At 57.3% G+C, this 24,136-nt stretch carries 24 protein-coding genes; 15 read left to right on the top strand and 9 right to left on the bottom strand.

Annotated features, from left to right (window positions below):
* Positions 1–16 precede the first annotated feature (16 nt).
* Positions 17–1,294 (top strand): DUF445 domain-containing protein, encoded by a 1,278-nt coding sequence (locus FS690_RS08620; RefSeq protein WP_145339404.1) that lies wholly within the window; start codon positions 17–19, stop codon positions 1,292–1,294.
* A 463-nt stretch (positions 1,295–1,757) separates the two neighbouring features.
* Here the strand turns inward: FS690_RS08620 and lptG are convergent, their stop codons facing one another.
* Both lptG and lptF read right to left on the bottom strand, forming a co-directional pair.
* A complete protein-coding gene (gene lptG / locus FS690_RS08615) occupies positions 1,758–2,834 on the bottom strand; it encodes an LPS export ABC transporter permease LptG (protein ID WP_039382335.1) in 1,077 nt (358 codons plus the stop codon).
* Positions 2,834–3,934 (bottom strand): LPS export ABC transporter permease LptF, encoded by a 1,101-nt coding sequence (lptF, locus tag FS690_RS08610; protein ID WP_108570018.1) that lies wholly within the window; start codon positions 3,932–3,934, stop codon positions 2,834–2,836. The genes lptG and lptF overlap by 1 nt, the downstream gene beginning before the upstream one ends.
* A gap of 265 nt (positions 3,935–4,199) precedes the next feature.
* On the opposite strand from lptF, the gene pepA reads away from it, so the two are divergent.
* The 5 genes from pepA to FS690_RS08585 all read left to right on the top strand — a co-directional run bounded on the left by pepA (position 4,200) and on the right by FS690_RS08585 (position 10,005).
* Positions 4,200–5,711 (top strand): leucyl aminopeptidase, encoded by a 1,512-nt coding sequence (gene pepA, locus FS690_RS08605; RefSeq protein WP_039382329.1) that lies wholly within the window; start codon positions 4,200–4,202, stop codon positions 5,709–5,711.
* Between the two features lie 170 nt (positions 5,712–5,881).
* A complete protein-coding gene (locus FS690_RS08600; protein WP_145339402.1) occupies positions 5,882–6,115 on the top strand; it encodes a hypothetical protein in 234 nt (77 codons plus the stop codon).
* Positions 6,112–6,570 carry a DNA polymerase III subunit chi gene (locus FS690_RS08595; protein ID WP_039382327.1) on the top strand — a complete coding sequence of 153 codons (459 nt, stop codon included), beginning with the start codon at positions 6,112–6,114 and terminating at the stop codon, positions 6,568–6,570. Before FS690_RS08600 ends, FS690_RS08595 begins: the two co-directional genes overlap by 4 nt.
* A 5-nt stretch (positions 6,571–6,575) precedes the next feature.
* Complete coding sequence (locus tag FS690_RS08590) at positions 6,576–9,431, top strand: valine--tRNA ligase (protein WP_071669131.1); 2,856 nt, start codon at positions 6,576–6,578, stop codon at positions 9,429–9,431.
* A 67-nt stretch (positions 9,432–9,498) separates the two neighbouring features.
* The gene (locus tag FS690_RS08585) at positions 9,499–10,005 is read left to right on the top strand and encodes a GNAT family N-acetyltransferase (RefSeq protein ID WP_039382322.1); all 507 of its coding nucleotides are present in this window, start codon (positions 9,499–9,501) and stop codon (positions 10,003–10,005) included.
* Between the two features lie 10 nt (positions 10,006–10,015).
* On the opposite strand, the gene FS690_RS08580 is transcribed toward FS690_RS08585, so the two are convergent.
* Together FS690_RS08580 and rraB are read right to left on the bottom strand one after the other, a co-directional pair.
* Positions 10,016–10,777, bottom strand: coding sequence for a tRNA-(ms[2]io[6]A)-hydroxylase (locus FS690_RS08580; protein ID WP_039382319.1), 762 nt, complete (start codon positions 10,775–10,777; stop codon positions 10,016–10,018).
* A gap of 55 nt (positions 10,778–10,832) precedes the next feature.
* Positions 10,833–11,258 carry a ribonuclease E inhibitor RraB gene (gene rraB / locus FS690_RS08575; protein WP_039382316.1) on the bottom strand — a complete coding sequence of 142 codons (426 nt, stop codon included), beginning with the start codon at positions 11,256–11,258 and terminating at the stop codon, positions 10,833–10,835.
* 163 nt (positions 11,259–11,421) lie between these two features.
* Here rraB and argF point away from each other — a divergent pair, with 163 nt between their 5' ends.
* The 7 genes from argF (at position 11,422) to FS690_RS08540 (ending at position 17,923) form a co-directional block, all read left to right on the top strand.
* Positions 11,422–12,429, top strand: coding sequence for an ornithine carbamoyltransferase (gene argF / locus FS690_RS08570; protein ID WP_145339401.1), 1,008 nt, complete (start codon positions 11,422–11,424; stop codon positions 12,427–12,429).
* 229 nt (positions 12,430–12,658) lie between these two features.
* Positions 12,659–13,594 carry an aspartate carbamoyltransferase gene (gene pyrB, locus FS690_RS08565; protein WP_039382311.1) on the top strand — a complete coding sequence of 312 codons (936 nt, stop codon included), beginning with the start codon at positions 12,659–12,661 and terminating at the stop codon, positions 13,592–13,594.
* A 13-nt stretch (positions 13,595–13,607) separates the two neighbouring features.
* Positions 13,608–14,072, top strand: a complete 465-nt coding sequence (gene pyrI, locus FS690_RS08560; protein WP_039382309.1) for an aspartate carbamoyltransferase regulatory subunit — start codon at positions 13,608–13,610, stop codon at positions 14,070–14,072.
* 80 nt (positions 14,073–14,152) lie between these two features.
* Positions 14,153–14,539, top strand: coding sequence for a 2-iminobutanoate/2-iminopropanoate deaminase (ridA, locus tag FS690_RS08555; RefSeq protein WP_039382308.1), 387 nt, complete (start codon positions 14,153–14,155; stop codon positions 14,537–14,539).
* 142 nt (positions 14,540–14,681) lie between these two features.
* Positions 14,682–16,820, top strand: a complete 2,139-nt coding sequence (gene nrdD, locus FS690_RS08550) for an anaerobic ribonucleoside-triphosphate reductase (protein WP_145339399.1) — start codon at positions 14,682–14,684, stop codon at positions 16,818–16,820.
* Positions 16,817–17,335, top strand: coding sequence for an anaerobic ribonucleoside-triphosphate reductase-activating protein (gene nrdG / locus FS690_RS08545; protein WP_145339397.1), 519 nt, complete (start codon positions 16,817–16,819; stop codon positions 17,333–17,335). The genes nrdD and nrdG overlap by 4 nt, the downstream gene beginning before the upstream one ends.
* Before the next feature lie 66 nt (positions 17,336–17,401).
* A complete protein-coding gene (locus FS690_RS08540) occupies positions 17,402–17,923 on the top strand; it encodes a type 1 glutamine amidotransferase domain-containing protein (RefSeq protein WP_039382303.1) in 522 nt (173 codons plus the stop codon).
* 223 nt (positions 17,924–18,146) lie between these two features.
* Here FS690_RS08540 and FS690_RS08535 read toward each other — a convergent pair whose 3' ends face one another.
* Complete coding sequence (locus FS690_RS08535) at positions 18,147–18,569, bottom strand: YhbP family protein (protein WP_104085588.1); 423 nt, start codon at positions 18,567–18,569, stop codon at positions 18,147–18,149.
* 74 nt (positions 18,570–18,643) lie between these two features.
* Between FS690_RS08535 and FS690_RS08530 the strand changes: the two genes are divergently transcribed.
* A complete protein-coding gene (locus FS690_RS08530) occupies positions 18,644–18,931 on the top strand; it encodes a GIY-YIG nuclease family protein (protein ID WP_039382299.1) in 288 nt (95 codons plus the stop codon).
* On the opposite strand, the gene FS690_RS08525 is transcribed toward FS690_RS08530, so the two are convergent.
* On the bottom strand, positions 18,915–19,421 hold the full coding sequence (locus FS690_RS08525) for a GNAT family N-acetyltransferase (protein ID WP_039382296.1): 507 nt from the start codon (positions 19,419–19,421) through the stop codon (positions 18,915–18,917). The genes FS690_RS08530 and FS690_RS08525 overlap by 17 nt on opposite strands.
* A 619-nt stretch (positions 19,422–20,040) precedes the next feature.
* Here FS690_RS08525 and FS690_RS08520 point away from each other — a divergent pair.
* Complete coding sequence (locus FS690_RS08520) at positions 20,041–21,051, top strand: luciferase-like monooxygenase (RefSeq protein WP_145339395.1); 1,011 nt, start codon at positions 20,041–20,043, stop codon at positions 21,049–21,051.
* A gap of 70 nt (positions 21,052–21,121) precedes the next feature.
* On the opposite strand, the gene FS690_RS08515 is transcribed toward FS690_RS08520, so the two are convergent.
* The 3 genes from FS690_RS08515 to nlpI form a co-directional block, all read right to left on the bottom strand.
* Positions 21,122–23,023, bottom strand: a complete 1,902-nt coding sequence (locus FS690_RS08515; protein ID WP_145339393.1) for a DEAD/DEAH family ATP-dependent RNA helicase — start codon at positions 23,021–23,023, stop codon at positions 21,122–21,124.
* Positions 23,024–23,039: 16 nt separating this feature from the next.
* On the bottom strand, positions 23,040–23,096 hold the full coding sequence (gene yrbN, locus FS690_RS18645; RefSeq protein WP_100229640.1) for a protein YrbN: 57 nt from the start codon (positions 23,094–23,096) through the stop codon (positions 23,040–23,042).
* Positions 23,097–23,201: 105 nt separating this feature from the next.
* A complete protein-coding gene (nlpI, locus tag FS690_RS08505) occupies positions 23,202–24,086 on the bottom strand; it encodes a lipoprotein NlpI (RefSeq protein WP_039382290.1) in 885 nt (294 codons plus the stop codon).
* Between the last annotated feature and the right edge of the window lie 50 nt (positions 24,087–24,136).

Below are 24,136 nucleotides of genomic sequence, written 5' to 3'. Positions count from 1 at the left end.
CTGCTAAGATCGGATAATGGATAAATATCAACAACTGAAGCGCAGCAAACAGCTGGCGCTGGCGCTGCTGCTGGCGGCAGCGGCAACCTTTATCGTTACGCTGTTTCTGCCACCCAATTTCTGGGTACTGGGCGTTAAAGCGATCGCGGAAGCGGCTATGGTCGGCGCACTCGCCGACTGGTTTGCGGTGGTGGCGCTGTTTCGCCGCGTGCCGCTGCCGCTGATTGCGCGCCATACGGCGATTATTCCGCGTAACAAAGATCGCATCGGCGAAAACCTCGGTCGCTTTGTACAGGAGAAGTTTCTCGATACCGATTCGCTGCTGGCGCTGATCCGCCGCAACAATCCGGCACAGCTGCTGGCGCAGTGGCTGAACGCGCCGGGCAACGCCGATCGCACAGGGCGTCATCTGCTGCAGGTCATGCGCGGTTTTCTCGATCTCACTGACGATGCCCGCATTCAGCAGTTTATGCGGCGCGCCGTGCATCGCGCGCTGGATAAGGTCGATCTGACCCAGTCCAGTGCGATGATCCTCGACAGCCTGACCAAAAATAACCGTCATCAGGCGCTGCTGGATGCGGCGATTGAACAGCTGCTGCAGCTGCTGCATAAGCCCGGCACGCGTGAGTTTATCGCCCTGCAGATTGTGCGCTGGCTGAAGCGTGAACATCCGGTTAAAGCCAAAGTATTGCCGACCGAGTGGCTGGGCGAGCACAGCGCCACGCTGGTGGCTAACGCGGTGGACTCCATTCTCGACGAAGTGGCGCGCGATCAGGGGCATGAGCTGCGTCTCGGCTTTAATCGCGCTGTGCAGCGGCTGATTGACCGGCTGAAAAGCGATCCGGAGATGGCGGCGCGCGCGGAGTCAGTGAAGCAGTGGCTGAAAGAGGATGAGTCGCTGAATCGCTATATCGGTGAGCTGTGGCAGGATCTGCGCGCCTGGCTGAAGCGCGATCTCAGCAGCAACGATTCCCGCGTACAGGAGCGGGTACGGCTGGCGGCGCTGTGGCTGGGAGAGACGCTGCTGGCCGATGAGGCGTTACGCAGTTCAATGAATCAGCATCTGGAGGATGCGGCGCGCAGCGTGGCCCCGGAGTTTGCTGCTTTTCTGACGCGTCATATCAGCGATACGGTAAAAAGCTGGGACGCACGCGATATGTCACAGCAGATTGAGCTGAATATCGGCCGCGATCTGCAGTTTATCCGCATCAACGGCACGCTGGTCGGCGGCACCATCGGCCTGCTGCTCTATCTGCTGTCGCAGTTGCCCGCGCTTCTGCAGACGCTACCCTGACCCGCCGAGGCTGAGCCAGGGCGCCATCATTAACCCAGGGCGCCATAAATGGCGCCCCTACGTTACCCTGTAGGAACCTCATTAATGAGGCCCTGGTCCAGATCGAATACCAAAAAACCAAGGTACCATAAATAACCAGGGCGCCATAAATGGCGCCCCTGTGTTTACCCTGTAGGGGGCGCATTAATGCGCCCCTGGCCCAGGCCGAACACCAGAAAATCGGGGTGCCATCATTAACCCAGGGCGCCATGAATGGCGCCCCTACAGGATAACGTAGGGGGGCGCATTAATGCGCCCCTGGTCCAGGCCGAATACCAGAAAATCGGGGTGCCATCATTAACCCAGGGCGCCATGAATGGCGCCCCTACAGTGCCGCTCGCAGGGGGCGCATTCATGCGCCCCTGGCCCAGGCCGAACACCAAAAAATAAGGGCGCCATAAATGGCACCCTGGATCTCTCCCGCTTAACGTCGTTTCAGCAACAGATAGAGACTGATAGCGAAGAAAGCGCCGCTGGGCAGGATTGCCCCTAATATTGGCGGCAGGCCATAGACCAGGCTCAGCGGACCAAAAATCTGATCCAGCACGTAGAACAGGAAGCCGAAGCTGATACCCGTCACCACGCGCACGCCCATCGATACGCTGCGCAGCGGTCCGAAGATAAAGGAGAGCGCCATCAGCATCATGACCGCTACCGAAAGCGGCTGGAAGATTTTACCCCACATATTGAGCTGATAACGGCCCGACTCCTGCCCGCTCTGCTTCAGATATTTACTGTAGTTATACAGGCCGCTGATGGAGAGCGCGTCCGGATCCAGCGCCACCACGCCCAGCTTGTCTGGCGTCAGGTTGGTTTTCCACTCGCCGTTCAGGCTCTGCGAACCGGTGATCTGTTTTGGATCGGTGAGGTCTGACTCATCCACCTGCGCCAGCTCCCACCGCTTACGCGCCTGATCCCAGGTCGCGGTGGCCGCATAGCGCACGCTCTGCAGACGGCGGGCGTCGTTAAAGCGGTAGATGCTGACCCCATCAATCTCGTTATCGCCCTTAATGCGTTCGATATAGATAAAGTCGTTGCCATCCTTCGCCCAGAGGCCGTTCTGCGTGGAGACCAGCGACCCGCCGTAAAGCTGCTGGGCGCGGAAATTACGCGCCATCTGCTCGCCCTGCGGCGCCACAAACTCGCCGACGGCCATGGTCAGCAGCACCAGCGGGATCGCGGTTTTCATGACGGACAGCGCCACCTGCAGGCGGGTAAAGCCGGACGCCTGCATCACCACCAGCTCGCTGCGCTGAGCCAGCGTGCCGAGGCCAAGCAGCGCGCCAAGCAGCGCCGCCATCGGGAAGAAGATCTCGATATCTTTCGGCACGCTCAGCAGGGTGTAGTAGCCCGCATCCAGTGCGGAATACGCGCCCTGCCCGGTTTTGCGCAGCTGATCGACAAATTTGATAATGCCCGACAGCGACACCAGCATGAACAGCGTCATCATGATGGTGTTAAAAATGGTTTTACCGATATAACGGTCAAGAACCTTAAACATCACACCGACCCTCCGCGGCTGAAACGCGCCCGCAGACGACGCATCGGCACGGTATCCCAGGCATTAAGCGCCACCGCCAGTGCCAGATACGCGATGTTGACGGTCCACATCCAGATCGCCGGATCGAAGCGCCCTTTGGCCGCATTGGAGCGCAGCGAACTCTGCAGCAGGAAGAAGATCAGATAGAGCAGCATCGCAGGCAGCATCGACAATACGCGGCCCTGACGTGGATTGACCACGCTAAGCGGCACCACCATCAGCGCCATAATCAGCACCGAGAAAACCAGCGTCAGACGCCAGTGCAGCTCAGCCTGGAACTGCGGCGTTTTGGTGTTGATCAGCGTAAGCAGATCGGCCTGATCGGCATCGTTAGGATCGAGCGTCGCTTCTTTATAGCCGACTACCGCCTGATAGTTCACAAAGTCAGTGATGCGGAAATCACGCAGCAGCGCGGTACCTTCAAAGCGGGTGCCTTTATCCAGCGTCACCACCTGCGAGCCATCCTTGCGCTGCTCCATATGGCCGCTGTCCGCCAGCACCACCGACGGACGTGCGTTGCCTTTAGGCCGCAGCTGCGCGAGGAACACGTTGCCGAAGGTGTTACCTTTCACATCCTCGACAAACAGCACGGTATTGCCGTCGCTGGAGGTCTGGAACTGGCCTGCGGCCAGCGCAGCAGCGCCCGGGTTCGCTTTGGCATTCTGCGTAACCTCATCCTGGTAACGCGATGACCAGGGGCCGAGCCAGATCACGTTGACCGCCGCCACCAGCGAGGTCATCAGCATCAGGATCATCGCCGCTTTAACCAGTAACCCTTTACCCAGGCCGCAGGCGTGCATCACCGTAATTTCACTTTCGGTGTATAGCCGCCCCAGCGTCATTAAAATCGCCAGAAACAGACTTAAGGGTAAAATAAGTTGCGCCATTTCAGGCACACCGAGTCCTAACAAGGTCAGAACCAGATTTGTGGGGATTTCGCCATCCACCGCCGCCCCTAAGATCCTGACTAACTTCTGACAAAAGAAGATTAGCAGCAGGATAAACAGGATAGCCAGCTGGCTTTTGAGCGTTTCCCGAACCAGATATCTAATAATGATCACGCTTAGTACGCCTGTGAAAACTTGTCTTTTTGCAGGAAAATCGCTAGTTTCAACGCTTATCAGCCATTTTTCTTCATCAATGGCCGTATTGGTCGCTAAAATGGTCTGTTAATGCGTCAGGGTGGTGAAAAAACATCACATTGTCACCCCACTCATTATGACCAGCGGCGTTAAATTGTCATGGCGTCGCGCCAAATAATGGGTGACGAACGCGCTACATTCTAACGACAGCTACGGCCGTTGTCTTTAAGATTCAGGAGAGTGCATGGAGTTCAGTGTAAAAAGCGGCAGCCCGGAAAAACAGCGGAGCGCCTGCATTGTTGTAGGCGTTTTTGAGCCGCGCCGTTTATCGCCCATTGCCGAACAGCTGGATAAAATCAGCGACGGCTATATCAGTGCGCTGCTGCGCCGCGGCGAACTGGAGGGCAAAGTCGGCCAGACGCTGCTGCTGCACCATGTGCCGAATATTCTCTCTGAACGTATTCTGCTGATTGGCTGCGGCAAAGAGCGCGAGCTGGACGAGCGTCAGTATAAGCAGGTGATCCAGAAGACCATTAATACGCTGAATGACACCGGCTCAATGGAAGCGGTCTGCTTCCTGACCGAACTGCATGTTAAAGGCCGCAACACCTACTGGAAAGTGCGCCAGGCTATCGAAACCTCGAAAGAGGCGCTCTACAACTTTGATCAGCTGAAAAGCAATAAAGTTGAGCCGCGTCGTCCGCTGCGCAAGCTGGTGTTCAATGTCCCTACGCGTCGCGAACTCACCAGCGGTGAGCGCGCTATTCAGCATGGCCTTGCCGTGGCAGCCGGCGTGAAAGCGGCAAAAGATCTCAGCAACATGCCGCCAAATATCTGTAACGCGGCCTATCTCGCTTCGCAGGCACGCCAGCTGGCGGACGCTTACAGCAAAAACGTTACGACCCGTGTTATCGGCGAACAGCAGATGAAAGAGCTGGGCATGAATGCCTATCTTGCGGTCGGCGCCGGTTCGCACAATGAGTCGCTGATGTCGGTTATTGAGTACAAAGGTAACAGCGATCCGGACGCGCGTCCCATCGTGCTGGTGGGTAAAGGGCTGACCTTTGACGCCGGCGGCATTTCCATCAAGCCTGCTGAAGGCATGGATGAGATGAAATATGATATGTGCGGCGCGGCCTCGGTCTATGGCGTAATGCGCATGGTGGCGGAACTCAATCTGCCGCTGAACGTCGTGGGCGTTCTGGTGGGCTGTGAAAATATGCCGGATGGCCGCGCAATGCGCCCGGGCGATGTTCTGACCACGATGTCAGGCCAGACGGTGGAAGTGCTGAATACCGATGCTGAAGGTCGTCTGGTGCTGTGCGACGCCCTCACCTACGTTGAACGTTTTGAGCCTGAAGTGGTGATTGACGTGGCGACCCTGACCGGTGCCTGCGTAATTGCGCTGGGCCATCACGTAAGCGGCCTGCTTTCGAATCACAATCCGCTGGCGCATGAGCTGATCAGCGCTTCTGAACAGTCAGGCGACCGCGCGTGGCGGCTGCCGATGGCCGATGAGTATCAGGAGCAGCTGGAGTCGAACTTTGCCGATATGGCGAATATCGGCGGACGTCCGGGCGGTGCGATTACGGCCGCCTGCTTCCTGGCGCGTTTTGCACGCAAATATAACTGGGCGCACCTCGATATCGCCGGCACCGCATGGCGCTCCGGTAAAGCCAAAGGCGCTACCGGTCGTCCGGTACCGATGCTCTCTCAGTTCCTGCTGAACCGTGCGGGTCTGAACGGCGACGATTAACCGGTATTGCGCGTCCTGTGGCGGCATTTCTCCCGTAGGGGCGCCATTCATGGCGCCCGGTTTGATGCGCGTGCGGAACGTGATGACGCCATTCATGGCGCCCGGGGGTGATGCGCGCGCGAGACGTGATAACGTTCAATATGGCGCGGTGTTTGACCAGGGGCGCATAAATGCGCCCCCTGTGGCGGCATTTCCCCTGTAGGGGCGCCATTCATGGCGCCCGGTTTGATACGCGTGCGGAACGTGATGACGCCATTCATGGCGCCCGGGTTGACGCGCGTACGGGACGTGATGACGCCATCAACAACATTCCTGCTGCTGATATCGGCCTTAATGTTGGACGCACGCCGCGCGCTGACGCACAATGCTCTCTGTTGTTACTGATGGAATTTAGCCCGCCATGAAAAACGCCACCTTCTATGTTTTAGAGTCAGAAAGCGCCAGTGATGGCCTTAGCGCTATTGAAGCGCTGGTGTGCGATCTGGCTGCTACCCGCTGGCGTGAAGGCAAACGTATCCTGATCGCCTGTGAAAGCGAAGCGCAGGCGAACCGGCTGGATGAGGCGCTGTGGCAGCGCCCGGCTAACGCCTTTGTGCCACATAATCTGGCGGGTGAAGGCCCGCGTTACGGTGCGCCGGTAGAGCTTGCCTGGCCGCAGCGCCGCAGCAGTGCGCCGCGCGATTTGCTGATCAGCCTGCTGCCGGCATTCGCAGATTTTGCCACCGCTTTCCATGAAGTGATAGACTTCGTACCGTATGAAGAATCCCTGAAACAACCGGCGCGCGATCGCTATAAAGCCTATCGTAGCGTTGGTTTCCAACTGAAAACGGCGCCACCACCCCCGCCGCAAACGACATAGCAGAAATGGACAAGACATATAACCCGCAAGATATCGAGCAGCCGCTCTACGAGCACTGGGAACAGCAGGGCTACTTTAAACCGAATGGCGACACCAGCCAGGAAAGCTTTTGCATCATGATCCCGCCGCCGAACGTTACCGGCAGCTTGCATATGGGTCACGCCTTCCAGCAGACCATTATGGATACCATGATCCGCTACCAGCGCATGCAGGGTAAAAATACCCTGTGGCAGGCGGGCACTGACCATGCCGGTATTGCGACGCAGATGGTTGTAGAGCGTAAGATCGCCGCCGAAGAGGGGAAAACGCGCCAGGATTATGGTCGTGACGCCTTTATCGATAAAATCTGGGAGTGGAAAGCGGAATCAGGCGGCACTATTACCCGCCAGATGCGCCGCCTCGGCAACTCCGTGGACTGGGAGCGCGAGCGCTTCACCATGGATGACGGCCTCTCAAATGCGGTGAAAGAAGTTTTTGTGCGCCTTTATAAAGAGAACCTGATCTACCGTGGCAAACGCCTGGTAAACTGGGACCCTAAACTGCGCACCGCTATCTCCGATCTGGAAGTAGAAAACCGCGAAAGCAAAGGCTCGATGTGGCATATCCGCTATCCGCTGGCGGACGGCGCGACCACGGCAGACGGCAAAGATTATCTGGTTGTCGCCACCACCCGTCCGGAAACCCTGCTGGGCGATACCGGCGTTGCCGTCAATCCGGAAGATCCACGCTATAAAGATCTGATCGGCAAAGAGCTGATCCTGCCGCTGGTAGATCGTCGCATTCCGATCGTGGGTGATGAGCACGCCGATATGGAAAAAGGCACCGGCTGCGTGAAGATCACCCCGGCGCACGATTTCAACGACTATGAAGTGGGTCGTCGTCACAAGCTGCCGATGATCAACATTCTGACCTTTGACGGCGATATCCGCAGCCGTGCCGAGGTGTTTGACACCAACGGTGAAGCGAGCACCGCCTGCTCCGATGAAATTCCGGCGGCGTTTCAGGGTATGGAGCGCTTTGCCGCGCGTAAAGCGATTGTCGCTGCCGTGGATGAAGCGGGCCTGCTGGATGAGATCAAGCCACACGACCTGACGGTGCCGTACGGCGATCGCGGCGGCGTGGTGATTGAGCCGATGCTGACCGATCAGTGGTACGTGCGTACTGCCCCGCTGGCGAAAGTTGCGGTAGAAGCGGTAGAGAACGGCGACATCCAGTTTGTACCGAAGCAGTATGAAAATATGTACTTCTCCTGGATGCGCGATATTCAGGACTGGTGTATTTCACGCCAGCTCTGGTGGGGGCATCGCATTCCGGCGTGGTATGACAACGACGGCAACGTCTATGTCGGCCGCACCGAAGAAGAAGTGCGTCAGGAAAATAATCTGGCTGCAGACGTGGCGCTGCGTCAGGATGATGACGTGCTGGATACCTGGTTCTCCTCCGGCCTGTGGACCTTCTCTACTCTTGGCTGGCCAGAGAACACCGAAGCGCTGCGCACCTTCCACCCCACCAGCGTGCTGGTGAGCGGCTTCGACATTATCTTCTTCTGGATCGCGCGCATGATCATGCTGACCATGCACTTTATCAAAGATGAAAACGGCAAGCCGCAGGTGCCGTTTAAGACCGTCTATATGACCGGTCTGATCCGCGATGAAGAGGGACAGAAGATGTCGAAGTCGAAAGGCAACGTCATCGATCCGCTCGATATGGTTGATGGGATTTCGCTGGAAGCGCTGCTGGAGAAACGTACCGGCAACATGATGCAGCCGCAGCTGGCGGAAAAAATCCGCAAGCGCACCGAGAAGCAGTTCCCGGACGGCATCGTGCCATCAGGCACTGACGCCCTGCGCTTTACGCTGGCCGCGCTGGCCTCAACCGGACGCGATATCAACTGGGATATGAAGCGTCTTGAAGGCTATCGCAACTTCTGTAATAAGCTGTGGAACGCCAGCCGCTTTGTGCTGATGAATACCGAAGATCAGGATTGCGGCCAGCAGGGTGGCGAACTAAAGCTGTCGCTGGCGGATCGCTGGATCCTGAGCGAGTTTAACCGCACGGTGAAAGCGTACCGTGAGGCGCTGGACAGCTATCGCTTCGATATCGCGGCCAATATTCTCTATGACTTCACCTGGAATCAGTTCTGCGACTGGTATCTGGAGCTGACCAAGCCGGTGATGAACAGCGGCAGCGAAGCGGAGCTGCGCGGCACGCGCAACACGCTGGTAACGGTGCTGGAAGCCCTGCTGCGTCTGGCACACCCGATTATTCCGTTTATTACGGAAACTATCTGGCAGCGCGTAAAAGTGCTGAAAAACATCGATCATGACACCATTATGCTGCAGCCGTTCCCGCAGTATGAAGTGGCAAATGAGGATGCACCAGCGCAGGCCGATATCGAGTGGATGAAGCAGGCAATTGTGGCAGTGCGTAATATTCGTGCTGAGATGAACATTGCGCCGAGTAAGCCGCTGGATGTGCTGCTGCGCGACTGCTCCGCTGACGCACAGCGTCGCGTGGAAGAGAACCGCAACTTCCTCTCCCGTCTGGCGCGTCTCGCGAGCCTGACGATCCTGCCGGCGGGCGACAAAGGCCCGGTCTCTGTGACCAAGATCGTCGAGGGCGCAGAGCTGCTGATCCCGATGGCCGATCTGGTCAACAAAGAGGCGGAGCTGGAGCGTCTGGCAAAAGAGCTGCTGAAGCTGGATGTTGAGATTGAGAAGATCCAGACCAAGCTGGCGAACGAAGGCTTTGTGTCGCGCGCTCCGGAAGCGGTGGTCGCGAAAGAGCGCGAGCGCGTGGCGGAGATGGAGCAGTCAAAAGCAAAACTGATTGAACAGCAGGGCGTGATTGCGGCATTGTAAGCGCTTAAGACCTGTTCTTTAACCGAAGCCGGGCTCTGCCCGGCTTTTTTATTACCGGAATTCTGCCATGAGCACCCTCACCTCACTGAATCTGCAGGTCCGCCCGATCTGCGCCGCGGACAACCAGCCGATTGCACAGGTGATCCGCACGGTGTCAGCCGAGTTTGGCCTGACCGCGGATAAAGGCTATACCGTCGCCGATCCCCAGCTTGATAGCCTGTTTGAACTCTACAGTACCCCAGGGAGCGCCTACTGGATTGTGGAGCTGGAAGGCAGCGTCGTGGGCGGCGGCGGCATTGCGCCGCTGGCGTGCAGCGCGCCCGATATCTGCGAACTCCAGAAGATGTATTTTCTGCCGCAGGTGCGCGGGCTCGGCCTGGCGCGTGAACTGGCGCTGCGCGCGCTGGCGTTTGCCCAGGCGCAGGGGTTCCGCCGCTGCTATCTGGAGACCACCGCCAGCCTGACGCGGGCGATTGCGCTTTATGAAGCGCTGGGATTTACGCACATTGACCGCGCCATGGGCTGTACCGGTCACGTCGATTGCGAAGTGCGGATGCTTAAAACGCTGGCGTAGAAGCCCGCACTCAGAACGCGGGCACGCCGCTGTGAAAGCGCAGCTCCGTATCCGGCTCGCCGATCAGGCGCGCTTCCGCTGCGCCGATCGCCTGCACGCGCGGTGTAATATCGCGCGGTGAGATCTGCGCTGCCAGCGCAAGGTAGTCCTGATAGTGACGCGCTTCTGAACGCAGCAGCGAGATATAGAACTTCTCCAGCTGCGCATCCAGATGCGGTGCCAGGCTGGCAAACCGTTCGCAGGAGCGCGCTTCAATATAGGCGCCGCAAATCAGCTTATCCACCAGCGTATCGGGCTCATGGGTGGTGACCTCCCGCAGCAGCCCTTTTGCATAGCGGCTGGCGGTGATTTTGCGGTAAATCAGACCGCGCGCCTGCATGATCTCCCATACCTGATAAAAGTGGTGCAGCTCCTCTTTGATCAGCAGCACCATCTTCTCCACCATCTCATCCGCCCACGGCAGTTCGTTGCGCACGATAACGCTTTTGGTCAGATTTTTATGCGCATTGATGAAGTCGCTGCTGTGCGCTTCGCCAAAGACAAACGCCTCATAAGGTTCGAGCCACGCCAGAATCGCCTCACCGCTCGGTTTATCTGCCACATATTTACGGATCAGCCATACGGCGGTCTGTGCCGCTTTCAGCTCACATACCATGTGATCGGTCAGCAGCAGCGTAAGATTTTCCGGTTTGCGCGCCTCTGCGATCCACGCCTCAGGCGTGCGACAGTGCAGGAACTGGTGGATGGGTGCTAATAGCGGGGCGTAATTCATCGGTGGTCTTTACAGGCAGGTAAGTGAAACGGGCGACAGGCGCCGCCCGGTACAATCAGTGACGGACGCCGTTATCCTCGCCGTCGTCGTCCATCTCTTCATCTTCGTCTTCGTCATCTTCCGCGTTGGGATCTTCGAAGTAGGTACCCCAGCCGTCATAATCGACGTTGTATTTGCCCACCAGGTTCACCAGCTGCTCAACCTGCGCATCGATCAGTTCAGGTTTCAGGGCAGATTCGCTGAGGATATCCACACACATTACCGTGGTGCCATCTTCCAGCTCCAGCTCTTCCGGCTCGGTGACTTCATAGCCCAGCTTAAACGCATCAACTGCCGCTTTTTCCAGCGAGTCGAAGTTGTTGCAGGAGAGATGATGTTCAATGGTGTAGAGCGCGTCCGGATCGCTTCCGTCATCCAGCAGCTCTTCGATGATCAGACGCGTCTCTTCGCGCTGTTCTTCCAGCAATGCTTCGTATGCCATGTGTGAGTCCTCAAAATGGTGGCAGTGAATGCAATTATTTTCCCATACTGCCTCGCGCGCCACTACACAAAACAGAAAGTTTATTTGCGCCGGGGTTGAAAATGAATATTCATACCATTAAATTGAATTTTAATTCATTATTAAGCAGCTTACGGAGCAAAGCATGAGCCAGTTATATTCGAAACATTTCCTGCGGTTGCTGGATTTTACTCCGGCAGAGATCGCCAGCCTGCTGTCGCTGGCCGCTGAATTAAAGCAGGCCAAAAAAAGCGGCAGTGAACCGCGCTACCTTACCGGCAAAAATATTGCGCTCATCTTCGAAAAAGACTCGACCCGTACCCGATGCTCTTTCGAAGTTGCCGCTTACGATCAGGGTGCAAACGTGACCTATCTCGGGCCGGGCGGCAGTCAGATTGGGCATAAAGAGTCGATAAAAGACACCGCCCGGGTGCTGGGACGCTTCTATGACGGTATTCAGTATCGCGGCTATGGTCAGGCGCTGGTGGAAACCCTGGCTGAACACGCCGGTGTGCCGGTGTGGAACGGTCTGACCGATGAGTTTCACCCTACGCAGCTGCTGGCCGATCTGCTCACGATGCAGGAGCAGCTGCCGGGTAAAGCGCTGAGCGACATGACGCTGGTGTATGTGGGCGACGCGCGCAATAACATGGGCAACAGCATGCTGGAGGCCGCCGCGCTGACGGGGCTCGATTTGCGTCTGGTAGCGCCTGAAGCGTGCTGGCCGGAGAGCGGGCTGGTAGAGACGTGCCGGGCAGCGGCGGCGCAAACCGGCGGCAAAATTACGCTGACGGAGAATATCGCCGAAGGCGTGCAGGGTGCAGACTTTATCTATACTGACGTCTGGGTCTCTATGGGCGAGGCGAAATCGGTGTGGGAAGAGCGTATCGCTCTGCTGCGCCCCTATCAGGTTAACAGCGCGATGCTGGCGCTGACCGGTAATCCGCAGGTGAAGTTTCTGCACTGCCTGCCCGCTTTTCACGATGACAAAACCACGCTGGGCCAGCAGCTGGCGGCGCAGTACGGACTGGAAGCCGGAATGGAAGTCAGCGACGAGGTATTTGAGTCGGCGCACAGCGTGGTATTCGATCAGGCGGAAAACCGCATGCACACCATTAAAGCAGTGATGGTGGCCACGCTGGCTCAGCGCTGATTAACGCCAGGCAAACGTTTACTTAGCGCTTGCTGCCCGCCCGCGAATGCGTATAATGCGCCACAATTTGCCGGAGGAAATATGCCACAGCGCCAGCCACATTTTGCCGCTCCCGTCCGCCTGAACGCAGGCGGCACCGCTGTTTCTTTCCGCTATTCACCGATCGTTATAAAGCCCCTGTAAAGGGGCTTTTTTTTGTCCGCTATCCGGCAGCACTGAGGAGAAAGCTATGGCTAACCCGCTATATCGCAAACACATCATTTCCATCAACGATCTTAATCGCGATGAACTGGAGCTGGTGCTGCATACCGCTGCCCGGCTTAAGGCGCAGCCGCAGCCTGAGCTGCTGAAGCATAATGTGATTGCCAGCTGTTTTTTCGAAGCCTCTACCCGGACCCGCCTCTCGTTTGAGACGGCGATGCATCGCCTGGGGGCATCGGTGGTCGGGTTCGCCGACGGCGGTAACACCTCGCTGGGCAAGAAAGGCGAAACGCTGGCCGACACCATTTCCGTCATCGGCACCTACGTTGACGCTATCGTGATGCGCCATCCGCAGGAGGGTGCGGCGCGTCTGGCCACGGAATTTTCCGGCGGCGTACCGATCCTCAACGCCGGCGATGGTGCGAATCAGCATCCGACGCAAACCCTGCTCGATCTCTTTACCATCCGTGAAACGCAGGGGCGGCTTGATAACCTCAGCGTCGCGATGGTCGGCGATCTGAAATATGGCCGTACCGTGCACTCGCTTACGCAGGCGCTGGCAAAATTCACCGGCAACCGTTTTTACTTTATCGCCCCGTCAGCACTTGCCATGCCCGCCTATATTACCGATATGCTGGATGAACAGAACATCGTCTGGACGCGGCACGACAGCATTGAAGAGGTGCTGCCTGAACTCGACATTCTTTATATGACACGGGTGCAGAAAGAGCGTCTCGATCCGTCAGAGTACGCCAATGTTAAGGCACAGTTCATTCTGCGCGCCGCCGATCTGCACGGCGCGCGCGGCAATATGAAGGTGCTGCATCCGCTGCCGCGCGTGGATGAGATCGCCACCGACGTCGACAGCACGCCCCATGCCTGGTATTTCCAGCAGGCGGGGAACGGCATTTTTGCCCGCCAGGCGCTTCTGGCGCTGGTACTGAATAGCGAACTGACAGACTAAGGAGCCGACGATCATGACCCAGGATAATAAACTGCAGGTAGAAGCGATTAAACGCGGCACGGTAATCGATCATATTCCGGCCCAGACGGGATTTACGTTGCTGTCGCTGTTCCGCCTGACGGAAACCGAGCAGCGTATTACCATCGGCCTTAACCTTCCTTCCGGCGAGATGGGACGTAAGGATCTGATCAAAATCGAGAACACTTTTCTTACTGAAGATCAGATCAATCAGCTGGCGTTTTATGCGCCGCACGCTACGGTAAACCGTATCGAAGAGTATGAGGTGGTGGCCAAAATTACCCCAACGCTGCCGGCGCGCATTGAGCAGGTGCTGACCTGCCCGAACAGCAACTGTATCAGCCGCAGCGAGCCGGTTTTCTCCAGCTTTGCGGTAAAGCAGCGTGAAGATGATATCCACCTGCAGTGTAAATATTGCGAGAAGTCGTTTGCCCGCCATGTGGTGCTGGGTCACTGGTAATCATCTGACCGCTCCCTATAATGGGAACCCTTGCTTACGCGGCGAGCGCCCCGCTGGCCGCGCACTTCTGAGGAGAAACGATGTCTCGCGAAATCAGTACGGAACAGGCTCCCGCCGCTATCGGTCCCTATGTGCAGGGCGTGGATCTCGGCAGCATGATTATCACCTCCGGACAGATCCCGGTCGATCCGGCAACCGGCGCGGTCGCCGATGATGTGGCAGCCCAGGCGCGCCAGTCGCTGGAGAATGTCAAAGCGATTGTTGAAGCAGCCGGTCTGCAGGTTGGCGACATTGTCAAAACCACGGTCTTTGTCAAAGACCTCAACGACTTTGCCACGGTTAACGCCACTTACGAGGCGTTTTTTACTGAGCATCAGGCCAGCTTCCCGGCGCGCTCCTGTGTCGAGGTCGCCCGCCTGCCTAAAGATGTCAAAATTGAGATTGAAGCGATCGCCGTACGTCGCTGATCCCCTGCCCCTCTCCCGGCCGGGAGGGGGGACTCACCACTTCCTTGCGGCATATCAAGCCATACGCAATTAATCCCGCCCCGGACACAACATATAGTCATTACACTACCTGAAATATCTATATATAGCTCAGGAGTGGTGAATGGTGACGACGGTTATAAAACGCGACGGCTGCAGAGTCCCCTTTGATATACAGCGTATTGAACAGGCCATTGCGGCGGCGGCAGAGGCAGTGGCGCAGTGCGATCCTGCCTGGTGCCGGGCGCTGGCTGAGCAGATTGGTCAGCAGCTGGCCGCGCGCGCGGAAGTCGATATCCATGAGATCCAGCTGGCGGCTGAAGAGGCGCTGATGCATGCCGGTAAACCGGCGGTGGCGCGCGCGTGGATTGAGTATCGCCACGACCGGGACCGGGCGCGCGAGCAGCGCAGCCGGCTGCATCACGCCATCAGGGGGCTGGTGGAGCAGACCGACACCGCGCTGCTGCATGAGAATGCGAACAAAGACAGTAATGTCATCCCAACCCAGCGCGACCTGCTGGCGGGCATCGTGGCAAAACATTATGCGCAGCGGCATCTGCTGCCGCGCGCGGTGGCCGAGGCGCACGATCGCGGCGAGATCCACTATCACGATCTCGATTACGCCCCCTTTTTCCCGATGTTCAACTGCATGCTGGTCGACCTGCGCGGCATGCTGACCCGGGGCTTCAAAATGGGCAATGCGGAGATCGAGCCGCCGAAATCGATCGCCACCGCCACCGCCGTTACCGCGCAGATCATCGCGCAGGTCGCCAGCCATATTTATGGCGGCACGACGCTTAACCGCATTGATGAAGTGCTGGCGCCGTTTGTGGAATTAAGCATGGCGAAGCATCGGCAGGTCGCGGCGGCGTGGCAGATCGCCCGCGCGGAGGAGTATGCCCGGGAACGCACTGAAAAAGAGTGCTATGACGCGTTTCAGTCGCTGGAATATGAAGTCAATACGCTGCACACCGCCAACGGCCAGACCCCCTTTGTGACCTTTGGCTTCGGGCTTGGCACCTGCGAAGCAGCACGCATGATCCAGCGGGCGATTCTGCACAACCGCATCGCCGGGCTGGGTAAAAACCATAAAACGGCGGTATTTCCCAAGCTGGTTTTTGCCATCCGCGAGGGGATTAACCGTCGACCGGGCGACATTAATTACGATATCAAACAGCTGGCGCTGCGCTGCGCCGCTAAACGCATGTATCCCGACATCCTCAATTATGACCAGGTTGTGGCGGTGACCGGCTCATTTAAAACGCCGATGGGCTGCCGCAGCTTTCTCGACCGCTATGACGTGCAGGGAGAGCCGGTTCATGACGGGCGCTGCAACCTCGGCGTGGTGACGATCAATCTGCCGCGCATTGCGCTGGAGGCACAGGGCAATGATGACCGCTTCTGGCAACTGCTCGATAAGCGGCTGGCGCTGACAAAGCAGGCCCTGATGACGCGCATCGCGCGTCTTGAACGCACCAAAGCGCGCGTGGCGCCGATTCTTTACATGGAGGGAGCGTGCGGCATACGGCTGCAGGCTGATGAAGAGATTGGCGTTCTGTTCCGCAACGGACGCGCGTCGGTTTCGCTTGGCTTTATTGGCCTGCATGAGACGCTGAATGCGCTGAGCGGTAATGCGCAGCACCCTTACGATTCGCCCGCGCTGCAGGCAAAAGGCGTGGCGATTGTTTCCCGCCTGCGCGCGGCGGCCAGCGCGTGGAAAGCGGAGAGCGGCTACGGCTTTAGCCTCTACAGCACGCCGAGTGAAAACCTGTGCGATCGCTTCTGTCGCCTCGATGCAGCGGAATTTGGTGTGGTTCCGGGCGTGACCGATAAAGGCTACTACACCAACAGCTTCCACCTTGATGTAGAGAAGAAGGTGAATCCGTACGATAAAATCGATTTTGAAGCGCCCTATCCGGCCATCAGCAGCGGCGGCTTTATCTGTTACGGCGAATATCCCAGCCTGCAGCACAACCTGAAAGCGCTGGAAGATGTCTGGGACTACAGCTATCACCGCGTGCCCTACTACGGCACCAATACGCCGATCGATGAGTGCTACGCCTGCGGCTTCAGCGGCGAGTTCAGCTGCACCAGCAAAGGCTTTACCTGTCCCGCCTGTGGCAATCGCGACCCTGCCCGGGTCTCCGTGACGCGCCGCGTCTGCGGCTATCTTGGCAGCCCGGACGCCCGCCCCTTCAATGCCGGTAAACAGCAGGAGGTGCAGCGACGCGTGAAGCACATGAGTGGCGGCCTGCCGAAATGATGCGTATTCATGGCTATTATGACGTTGACGTGGTGAACGGGCCGGGCACGCGCTGCACGCTGTTTGTCGCGGGCTGCGAGCATCGGTGCCGGGGCTGCTATAACCCGCGCACCTGGCGCACCGACACGGGCACACCCTTTACGCTGCAGATGGAAGAACAGCTGATTGCCGATCTCAACGATACCCGCGTGCCGCGTCAGGGCTTATCGCTCAGCGGGGGCGATCCGCTGCATCCGCACAACGTACCGCATATTCGCCGGCTGGTGCGGCGCGTGCGGCGCGACTGCCCCGGTAAAGATATCTGGCTCTGGACCGGCTATGAGCTGGCTGAGCTTTCTGCCGCTCAGCGGGTGATACTCGACGCTATCGATGTGCTGATTGATGGCCGCTTTGTTGAGGCTGAAAAGGATGCACGGCTGCAGTGGCGCGGCAGTCGTAATCAAAAGATCTGGTGGTTGCGCCAGCCGCCGCCTGCGGAAGACATTGCGCCGCCGGGCTTGCGTTTCAGTGATTAGCGTCCAGACTTGTCAGGTCACTCATGCAACGAACCCTGGGTTCGTTAACCACATGGAGAAGAGAAGATGGGCAAGAAAATAGCGGTTCTGATCACCGATGATTTTGAGGATTCTGAATTTACCTCACCAGCGGATGCTTACACCCAGGCGGGCCATGAAGTGGTCACCATTGAGATGCAGGCAGGAAAAACGGTGAAAGGTAAACAGGGCAAAGCGGAAGTGAAGATTGATAAAGATATCGATCACGTCAGTGCAGCAGAATTTGATGCACTGCTGCTGCCGGGCGGCCACTCCCCCGACGCGCTGCGCGGTGACGATCGCTTTGTCAATTTCACCAAAGAGTTTGTTGCCAGCGGCAAACCGATTTTCGCTATTTGTCACGGTCCACAGCTGCTGATCAGCGCCAACGGCGTGCGCGGCCGCAAGATGACCTGTGTGAAAGCGATTGCGATCGATTTGCGTAACGCGGGTGCCGATTTTTACGACAAAGAAGTGGTCGTGGATGATGACAAGCTGGTCACCAGCCGCACCCCGGAAGATCTGCCGGCATTTAACCGCGAATCGCTGCGCATACTGAGCGCATCATAATATCCCGGCCGCCCGTAGTATCCAGGGCGGCATGATATATCTGACCCAGGGCGGCATGAATGCCGCCCCTACAATTATACGACCTGTAGGGGGCGCATTCATGCGCCCCTGGTTTTTGCGATATACCCGCCACAGGGGCGGCATGAATGCCGCCCCTACAATTGTACGACCTGTAGGGGGCGCATTAATGCGCCCCTGGTGCATTCATGCGCCCCTGGTTTATTTATGATGCGATACGCTGCCAGCTGATTTTCTTGCCAAAACCCAGTGTGTTATCCGTCATCTTCAGCTCATCTATCGTGAGCTGCCAGAGAGGCGCGGTGACTTTTTTTGCGACCGGAAAACGGCGCTGATAGGCGCTTAACGCCTGCGCATCCTCGCTTAGCCGGATATGTCCGCGATACTGGACGCCTTTAAGCAGCTGAACACTTTTCGGCTGGCCATTAATGGTGCCTGCGACCTGCGGGTTATGCAGCATCATGGCACCGTGACGCGTGGCGGTGTCGCTCATCAGCCAGAATGCCATCTGTGCTTCATCAAACAGATAGTAGCAATTAGCGCACCACAGCTCTTCCGATGCGCTGGCGCAAAGCGAAAGCACATGCTGTTTCTTCAGGTAGCGCAGTAAATGAGACAGATCGGACAAAGGTCGCTCCCTGCACATAGCCGTGAACGCGGCGGCACGTTACACTGCTGGTGCTTTGTTTTGAGGTCTGAGAAATGGAACAGAACTGGCAGCTTTATATGCTGCAAACCGCTGCCGGGATGATCTATACCGGAATTACCACCGATGTGGCGCGCCGGCTGCTGCAGCATCAGCAGGGACGCGGCGCCCGCTCGCTGCGCGGTAAAGGGCCGCTTACGCTGATGTTTCACTGCCCTGCCGGTGACCGCGCTGCGGCTTCACGACTGGAGTATCAGGTCAAACAACTCGCCCGTACCCACAAACTGCTGCTGATAGCGCAACAGCCGGCGTGTCTGACCACCTGGTTTACTCAGCGTGGTTAAAAGGCGCAGCAAATACCACTAACCCTTCTGCGCCGCTGAACGCATCGTCTGCCAGCTTGTAAATCTGGAATGTCGCCTCGCTGTCAGGCCAGCGGCAGTGCAGCCCATGATGGGCCGCCGACTCAAAGCCCAGCGGCTGGTAAAATGCGGGATCGCCCAGCACCACGACCGCGCTGTAGCTGAATTCATTCAGTGAATCGAGCCCCTCATAAACCAGCTGCTTTGCCAGGCCCTGCCCGCGTACCGAACTGTCAACGGCCAGTGGAGCCAGCGCCACCCAGTTACGATCTTCACCCTGCAGCGTTACCGGACTGAAAGCAGCATAGCCCAGCACCTGACCCTCATCATCGGTTGCCACCACGCCCAGCGTGAGCAATCCATCTTCGCGCAGCTGCTGTACCCGTTCAGCTTCAGCTGGGGTCGCAAAACTGCGTTTTAACAGGCTGTCGATGCCGGCAGCATCAACGCCAATCTCAGTACGAATTAACATGGCATCCCCGTGCGTGACGCATAAGCCTGCGCCTTCTGTTCCCTTCTGCCTTAGCCTGAGCAGCTACCAGCAGCAAGTCGTTGGCTTCGCCGCGAAACCCGGCATCTGTTTCGGCATCGCGTGAAACGGTCAGACGCCTCCTGCAGCGTGGCGATGCGGCAAAACTGACTCGCAGCAATCCGATCGCCCAGGCCGCGCCCTTGCAGAAAGTCTAACTCACCTTCAGCAAAAACATGACGAAATTGCGCGTTTAAGAGTTGTTGCAAAAGAGTTTTTTCCATCTCCGTACCCGCTTTGCCCGCAATATACGCCTATTCAGCAGGCTTTTTCCCCTAACCGGCGGCGTACGGTTACGAACGGTGTGGCTCTGCGTATTTATAACAGGTTATCAATTATGCCATCTCTGTCGCGCAGTCCTCCCTGCTGAGATCAACAAGCCTGCTATTACGCGTCAGGAAAATAGCGCAGCGGCAGGGGTATACCTTCCGGAAAAATGGTTAATAAAGGCACAATCCGGCTACATCCCTGCCCTTAATAGCAGTTTTAATATGGGTAATGTTGCGTAATACTTATGGCAGCAGGCTGTTCAACGCCTGCGCCATCATTTGCTGGAGTACTCATGTCTGAGAAAAAACCTGTTCGCCTGTCCGTGCTGGATCTGGCTCCTATTCCGCAAGGCGCGTCTGCGCGCGACGCCTTTCACCATTCACTGGCGCTGGCGCGTCAGGCGGAAGCGCTGGGTTTCCACCGCTACTGGCTCGCTGAGCATCACAACATGACCGGTATTGCCAGCGCGGCGACCTCGGTGCTGATCGGGTATCTCGCGGCAAATACCGAAACCCTGCGGCTTGGATCCGGCGGGATTATGCTGCCTAACCATGCGCCGCTGGTGATTGCCGAGCAGTTCGGTACCCTGGAGTCGCTCTACCCTGGTCGCATCGATCTCGGGCTGGGCCGTGCACCGGGTTCCGATCAGCGCACGATGATGGCGCTGCGCCGTCATCTCTCCAGCGCCCAGGCCGACAGCTTCCCGGAAGATGTCGCTGAGCTGCTGCGCTGGTTTGATGCTGAAGAAGGCGAGCATCATCCGGTACAGCCAGTGCCGGGCCTCGGCCTGAAAATTCCGGTGTGGCTGCTCGGCTCAAGCCTTTACAGCGCTCAGCTGGCGGCGAAGCTCGGGCTGCCGTTTGCCTTTGCCTCGCACTTCGCCCCGGATCTGCTGCTGCAGGCGCTGCATCTGTACCGTGAGAAGTTCCAGCCTTCGGCGCGCCTGGCTAAGCCATACGCTATGGTCTGTGTGAATATTGTGGCGGCAGAGAGTGAGCGCGACGCGCGCTTCCTGTTTACCTCCATGCAGCAGCAGTTTATCAACCTGCGCCGCGGCAAGCCGGGCCCGCTGCCTGCGCCGGTGGAAAATATGGATAGCCTCTGGTCGTCGTCAGAGCAGTATGGCGTGCAGCAGGCGCTGAGCATGTCGATTGTGGGCGATAGCGAAAAGGTGCGTCACGGTCTGGCAGCGTTGCAGCGCGAAACGCAGGCGGATGAGATCATGGTCAACGGTCAGATCTTCGATCCCAAAGCGCGGCTGCGCTCATTTGCGCTGGCGATGGAAGCTGCCGGCACGCTGTAGCAGGTTGAGTAAAAGAGATAAAAAAAGGGACGCCGCATGGCGTCCCTTTTTATTGCTTAACGTTTAGCGATTATGCATCACGACGACGTGAGGTGCCTTCGTCGCGACGTGGGCCACGGCCCGCTTCGCGGCTAAAGCGTCCGCCTTCGCGGCCACCTTCACGACGCTCGGAGAAGCGACGCGGTGCGCCTTCACCACGTGGTGCACTGTCGCCACGCGGTGCGCTGCTGCGACGCTCGCCACCGAAGTCACGACCGCCACTGCGGCGCTCAGTACGCTCGTGCGGCTGTGCATCACCCAGCAGCTGCATATTCATCGGCTTGTTCAGAATACGCGTGCGCGTGAAGTGCTGCAGAACTTCACCCGGCATGCCTTTTGGCAGTTCGATGGTGGAGTGCGTGCCAAACAGCTTGATGTTACCAATGTAGCGGCTGCTGATATCGCCTTCGTTAGCGATAGCACCCACAATGTGGCGAACTTCAACGCCGTCATCGCGACCCACTTCAATGCGGTAAAGCTGCATGTCGCCAACGTCACGACGCTCACGACGTGGACGATCGCCATCACGGCTCTCACCACGGCTGTCGCGGTCACGACGCGGACGGTCAGCGCGGTCATCACGATCGCGGAACTCACGACGCTGCGGACGCGGCGCGTCAGCCGGTACGATCAGTGGACGTTCACCCTGAGCCATTTTCAGCAGGGCAGCCGCCAGCGTTTCGATATCCAGCTCTTCTTCCGGCTGCATTTTGCTCAGCAGCGCGCGATACTGATCCAGATCGCTGCTTTCCAGCTGCTTCTGTACTTTTGCTGCAAATTTGGCCAGACGACGCTCACCCAGCAGCTCTGCGTTTGGCAGTTCTACTTCCGGAATAGTCAGCTTCATGGTGCGTTCAATGTTACGCAGCAGACGACGCTCGCGGTTCTCAACGAACAGCAGCGCACGGCCAGCGCGGCCCGCACGACCGGTACGGCCGATACGGTGAACATAAGACTCCGCATCCATCGGGATATCGTAGTTAACAACCAGGCTGATACGCTCAACGTCCAGACCGCGCGCCGCAACGTCGGTTGCAATCAGGATATCAAGACGGCCATCTTTCAGGCGCTCCAGCGTCTGCTCACGCAGTGCCTGGTTCATGTCGCCGTTCAGCGCGGCACTGTTGTAGCCGCTGCGCTCTAAGGCTTCCGCCACTTCCAGCGTTGCGTTTTTGGTACGCACGAAAATGATGGCTGCATCAAAGTCTTCTGCTTCCAGGAAACGCACCAGCGCTTCAGTTTTACGGCCGTAAGCGGTCCAGTAAGACTGTGAAATATCCGGACGCGTGGTCACGCTTGACTGGATACGCACTTCCTGTGGATCTTTCATGAAGCGTTTGGTAATACGACGAATCGCTTCTGGCATAGTTGCAGAGAACAGTGCGGTCTGATGACCTTCCGGGATCTGCGCCATGATGGTTTCAACGTCTTCGATGAAGCCCATACGCAGCATTTCATCAGCTTCGTCCAGAACCAGACCACGCAGGTTAGAGAGGTCCAGAGTACCACGCTTCAGGTGGTCCAGCAGGCGGCCCGGGGTACCCACAACGATCTGTGGTCCCTGACGCAGGGCGCGCAGCTGTACGTCATAACGCTGGCCGCCATACAGGGCCACGACGTTGACGTTACGCATATGTTTAGAGAATTCTGTCATCGCTTCAGCCACCTGCACCGCCAGTTCGCGGGTCGGTGCCAGCACCAGAATCTGTGGTGCGCGGACAGAAGGATCAACGTTGTTTAACAGCGGCAGTGAGAACGCCGCGGTTTTACCACTACCGGTCTGCGCCATACCCAGAACATCGCGGCCCGCCAGCAGGTGAGGAATACACTCAGCCTGGATTGGGGAAGGCTTAACGTAGCCCATACCGTTCAGAGATTCGAGGATGTCGGCGTTCAGGCCCAGATCAGCAAAAGTGGTTTGAATATCAGTCATGTAGTACACGTGCCTCTTAGATTGCGGCGGCCAGTCTACATAACTCGTCGTGAAAATTTTCAGTCATTTTCATCAAAAAGTGTGAACCGGCTCAAATTAGAAGTTTTGACGAACAGAAAAGCCCTCACCTCTGGAGATGATGACTTTACAGGTACAACAGGCAATAAAAGTTCGTCAGCTATTGCTGGTCAGATTCTGATAAATCGTCTTGTGTCTGGCCGAGTTGCGCCAGTTCCAACAATGCGTATCGGTGTTCAACAAAGTTGTTAACGTTGTTAGACACCGCCAGTTTGAACAACGCTTTCGCGTCGTCCTTCTCCCCCAGACTTAGGTAGTACTTACCTAAATAGAAGTTGGTTTCACTGAGATGTTCAGCGAGCGAGGTGTTATCCGTTGCGTCCGCCTTGAGACGTTCCATCAATGTTTTTTCACTGATGTCGCCCAGGTAGAACTCGACAATATTCCATCCCCATTGGTCCTTAGCCGCTTTGTCATAACGCTGTTTCAGCGCTACTTTAGCCTGGTCTTTGTCTATCTCGCTTTCAGTGAGATAGAGCCAGAGGCTGCGGAACGGATCGTTAGGATCGTCTTGATAAAACGCCAGCAGATCATCTTGCGCTAACCTGTATCGACCACCGTAGTAGAGAGCGATACCGCGGTTTAAATGCGCATAATTGTAAGTTGGATCAAGCTCAAGTACAGAATCAAACGCTTCGTAGGCGGCATCAAAGTTGCCAGCCTGCGTTAAGTATATACCAAGATAGTTAAACACTTCTGGCATATCTGGTCTTATAGACAGCGCTTGCGAGAAATCGTTCCGCGCCAGTGCCCTCAGACCCAAACTATCATACAACACTCCGCGCTCATATAACAGCTGTGCGCGTTCATCGTCGGTCAGGGCCCGACTGGCAAGAATTTGTTCCATTCGCGCCAGAATGACCTCTTGCTGCAGTGTGGGCTGCAAAGGTACTGCCAGAACTTCGTTCTTACGCCAATTGGAGTTGCTGCATCCTGCCAGCGAAATAGCTGTCGCAACAATACACCAGCGCAAAAAAGGCTTCATTTCCCACTCCCGATACAAACATTGGGATAACCATCCTGTCATCCGCCTGC

The organism is Pantoea sp. PSNIH1 (assembly GCF_007680655.1).
Lineage (GTDB): Bacteria > Pseudomonadota > Gammaproteobacteria > Enterobacterales > Enterobacteriaceae > Pantoea > Pantoea eucrina.
This window is presented reverse-complemented; position numbering and strand designations above follow the sequence as displayed.

Bases quoted from the DNA above. Each gene is read 5' to 3' on its own strand.
- FS690_RS08620 (WP_145339404.1), top strand. From the start codon at position 17: ATGGATAAATATCAACAACTGAAGCGCAGCAAACAGCTGGCGCTGGCG.
- lptG (WP_039382335.1), bottom strand. From the start codon at position 2,834: ATGTTTAAGGTTCTTGACCGTTATATCGGTAAAACCATTTTTAACACC.
- pepA (WP_039382329.1), top strand. From the start codon at position 4,200: ATGGAGTTCAGTGTAAAAAGCGGCAGCCCGGAAAAACAGCGGAGCGCC.
- FS690_RS08600 (WP_145339402.1), top strand. From the start codon at position 5,882: ATGCGCCCCCTGTGGCGGCATTTCCCCTGTAGGGGCGCCATTCATGGC.
- FS690_RS08595 (WP_039382327.1), top strand. From the start codon at position 6,112: ATGAAAAACGCCACCTTCTATGTTTTAGAGTCAGAAAGCGCCAGTGAT.
- FS690_RS08590 (WP_071669131.1), top strand. From the start codon at position 6,576: ATGGACAAGACATATAACCCGCAAGATATCGAGCAGCCGCTCTACGAG.
- FS690_RS08585 (WP_039382322.1), top strand. From the start codon at position 9,499: ATGAGCACCCTCACCTCACTGAATCTGCAGGTCCGCCCGATCTGCGCC.
- FS690_RS08580 (WP_039382319.1), bottom strand. From the start codon at position 10,777: ATGAATTACGCCCCGCTATTAGCACCCATCCACCAGTTCCTGCACTGT.
- rraB (WP_039382316.1), bottom strand. From the start codon at position 11,258: ATGGCATACGAAGCATTGCTGGAAGAACAGCGCGAAGAGACGCGTCTG.
- argF (WP_145339401.1), top strand. From the start codon at position 11,422: ATGAGCCAGTTATATTCGAAACATTTCCTGCGGTTGCTGGATTTTACT.
- pyrB (WP_039382311.1), top strand. From the start codon at position 12,659: ATGGCTAACCCGCTATATCGCAAACACATCATTTCCATCAACGATCTT.
- pyrI (WP_039382309.1), top strand. From the start codon at position 13,608: ATGACCCAGGATAATAAACTGCAGGTAGAAGCGATTAAACGCGGCACG.
- ridA (WP_039382308.1), top strand. From the start codon at position 14,153: ATGTCTCGCGAAATCAGTACGGAACAGGCTCCCGCCGCTATCGGTCCC.
- nrdD (WP_145339399.1), top strand. From the start codon at position 14,682: ATGGTGACGACGGTTATAAAACGCGACGGCTGCAGAGTCCCCTTTGAT.
- nrdG (WP_145339397.1), top strand. From the start codon at position 16,817: ATGATGCGTATTCATGGCTATTATGACGTTGACGTGGTGAACGGGCCG.
- FS690_RS08540 (WP_039382303.1), top strand. From the start codon at position 17,402: ATGGGCAAGAAAATAGCGGTTCTGATCACCGATGATTTTGAGGATTCT.
- FS690_RS08530 (WP_039382299.1), top strand. From the start codon at position 18,644: ATGGAACAGAACTGGCAGCTTTATATGCTGCAAACCGCTGCCGGGATG.
- FS690_RS08525 (WP_039382296.1), bottom strand. From the start codon at position 19,421: ATGTTAATTCGTACTGAGATTGGCGTTGATGCTGCCGGCATCGACAGC.
- FS690_RS08520 (WP_145339395.1), top strand. From the start codon at position 20,041: ATGTCTGAGAAAAAACCTGTTCGCCTGTCCGTGCTGGATCTGGCTCCT.
- FS690_RS08515 (WP_145339393.1), bottom strand. From the start codon at position 23,023: ATGACTGATATTCAAACCACTTTTGCTGATCTGGGCCTGAACGCCGAC.
- nlpI (WP_039382290.1), bottom strand. From the start codon at position 24,086: ATGAAGCCTTTTTTGCGCTGGTGTATTGTTGCGACAGCTATTTCGCTG.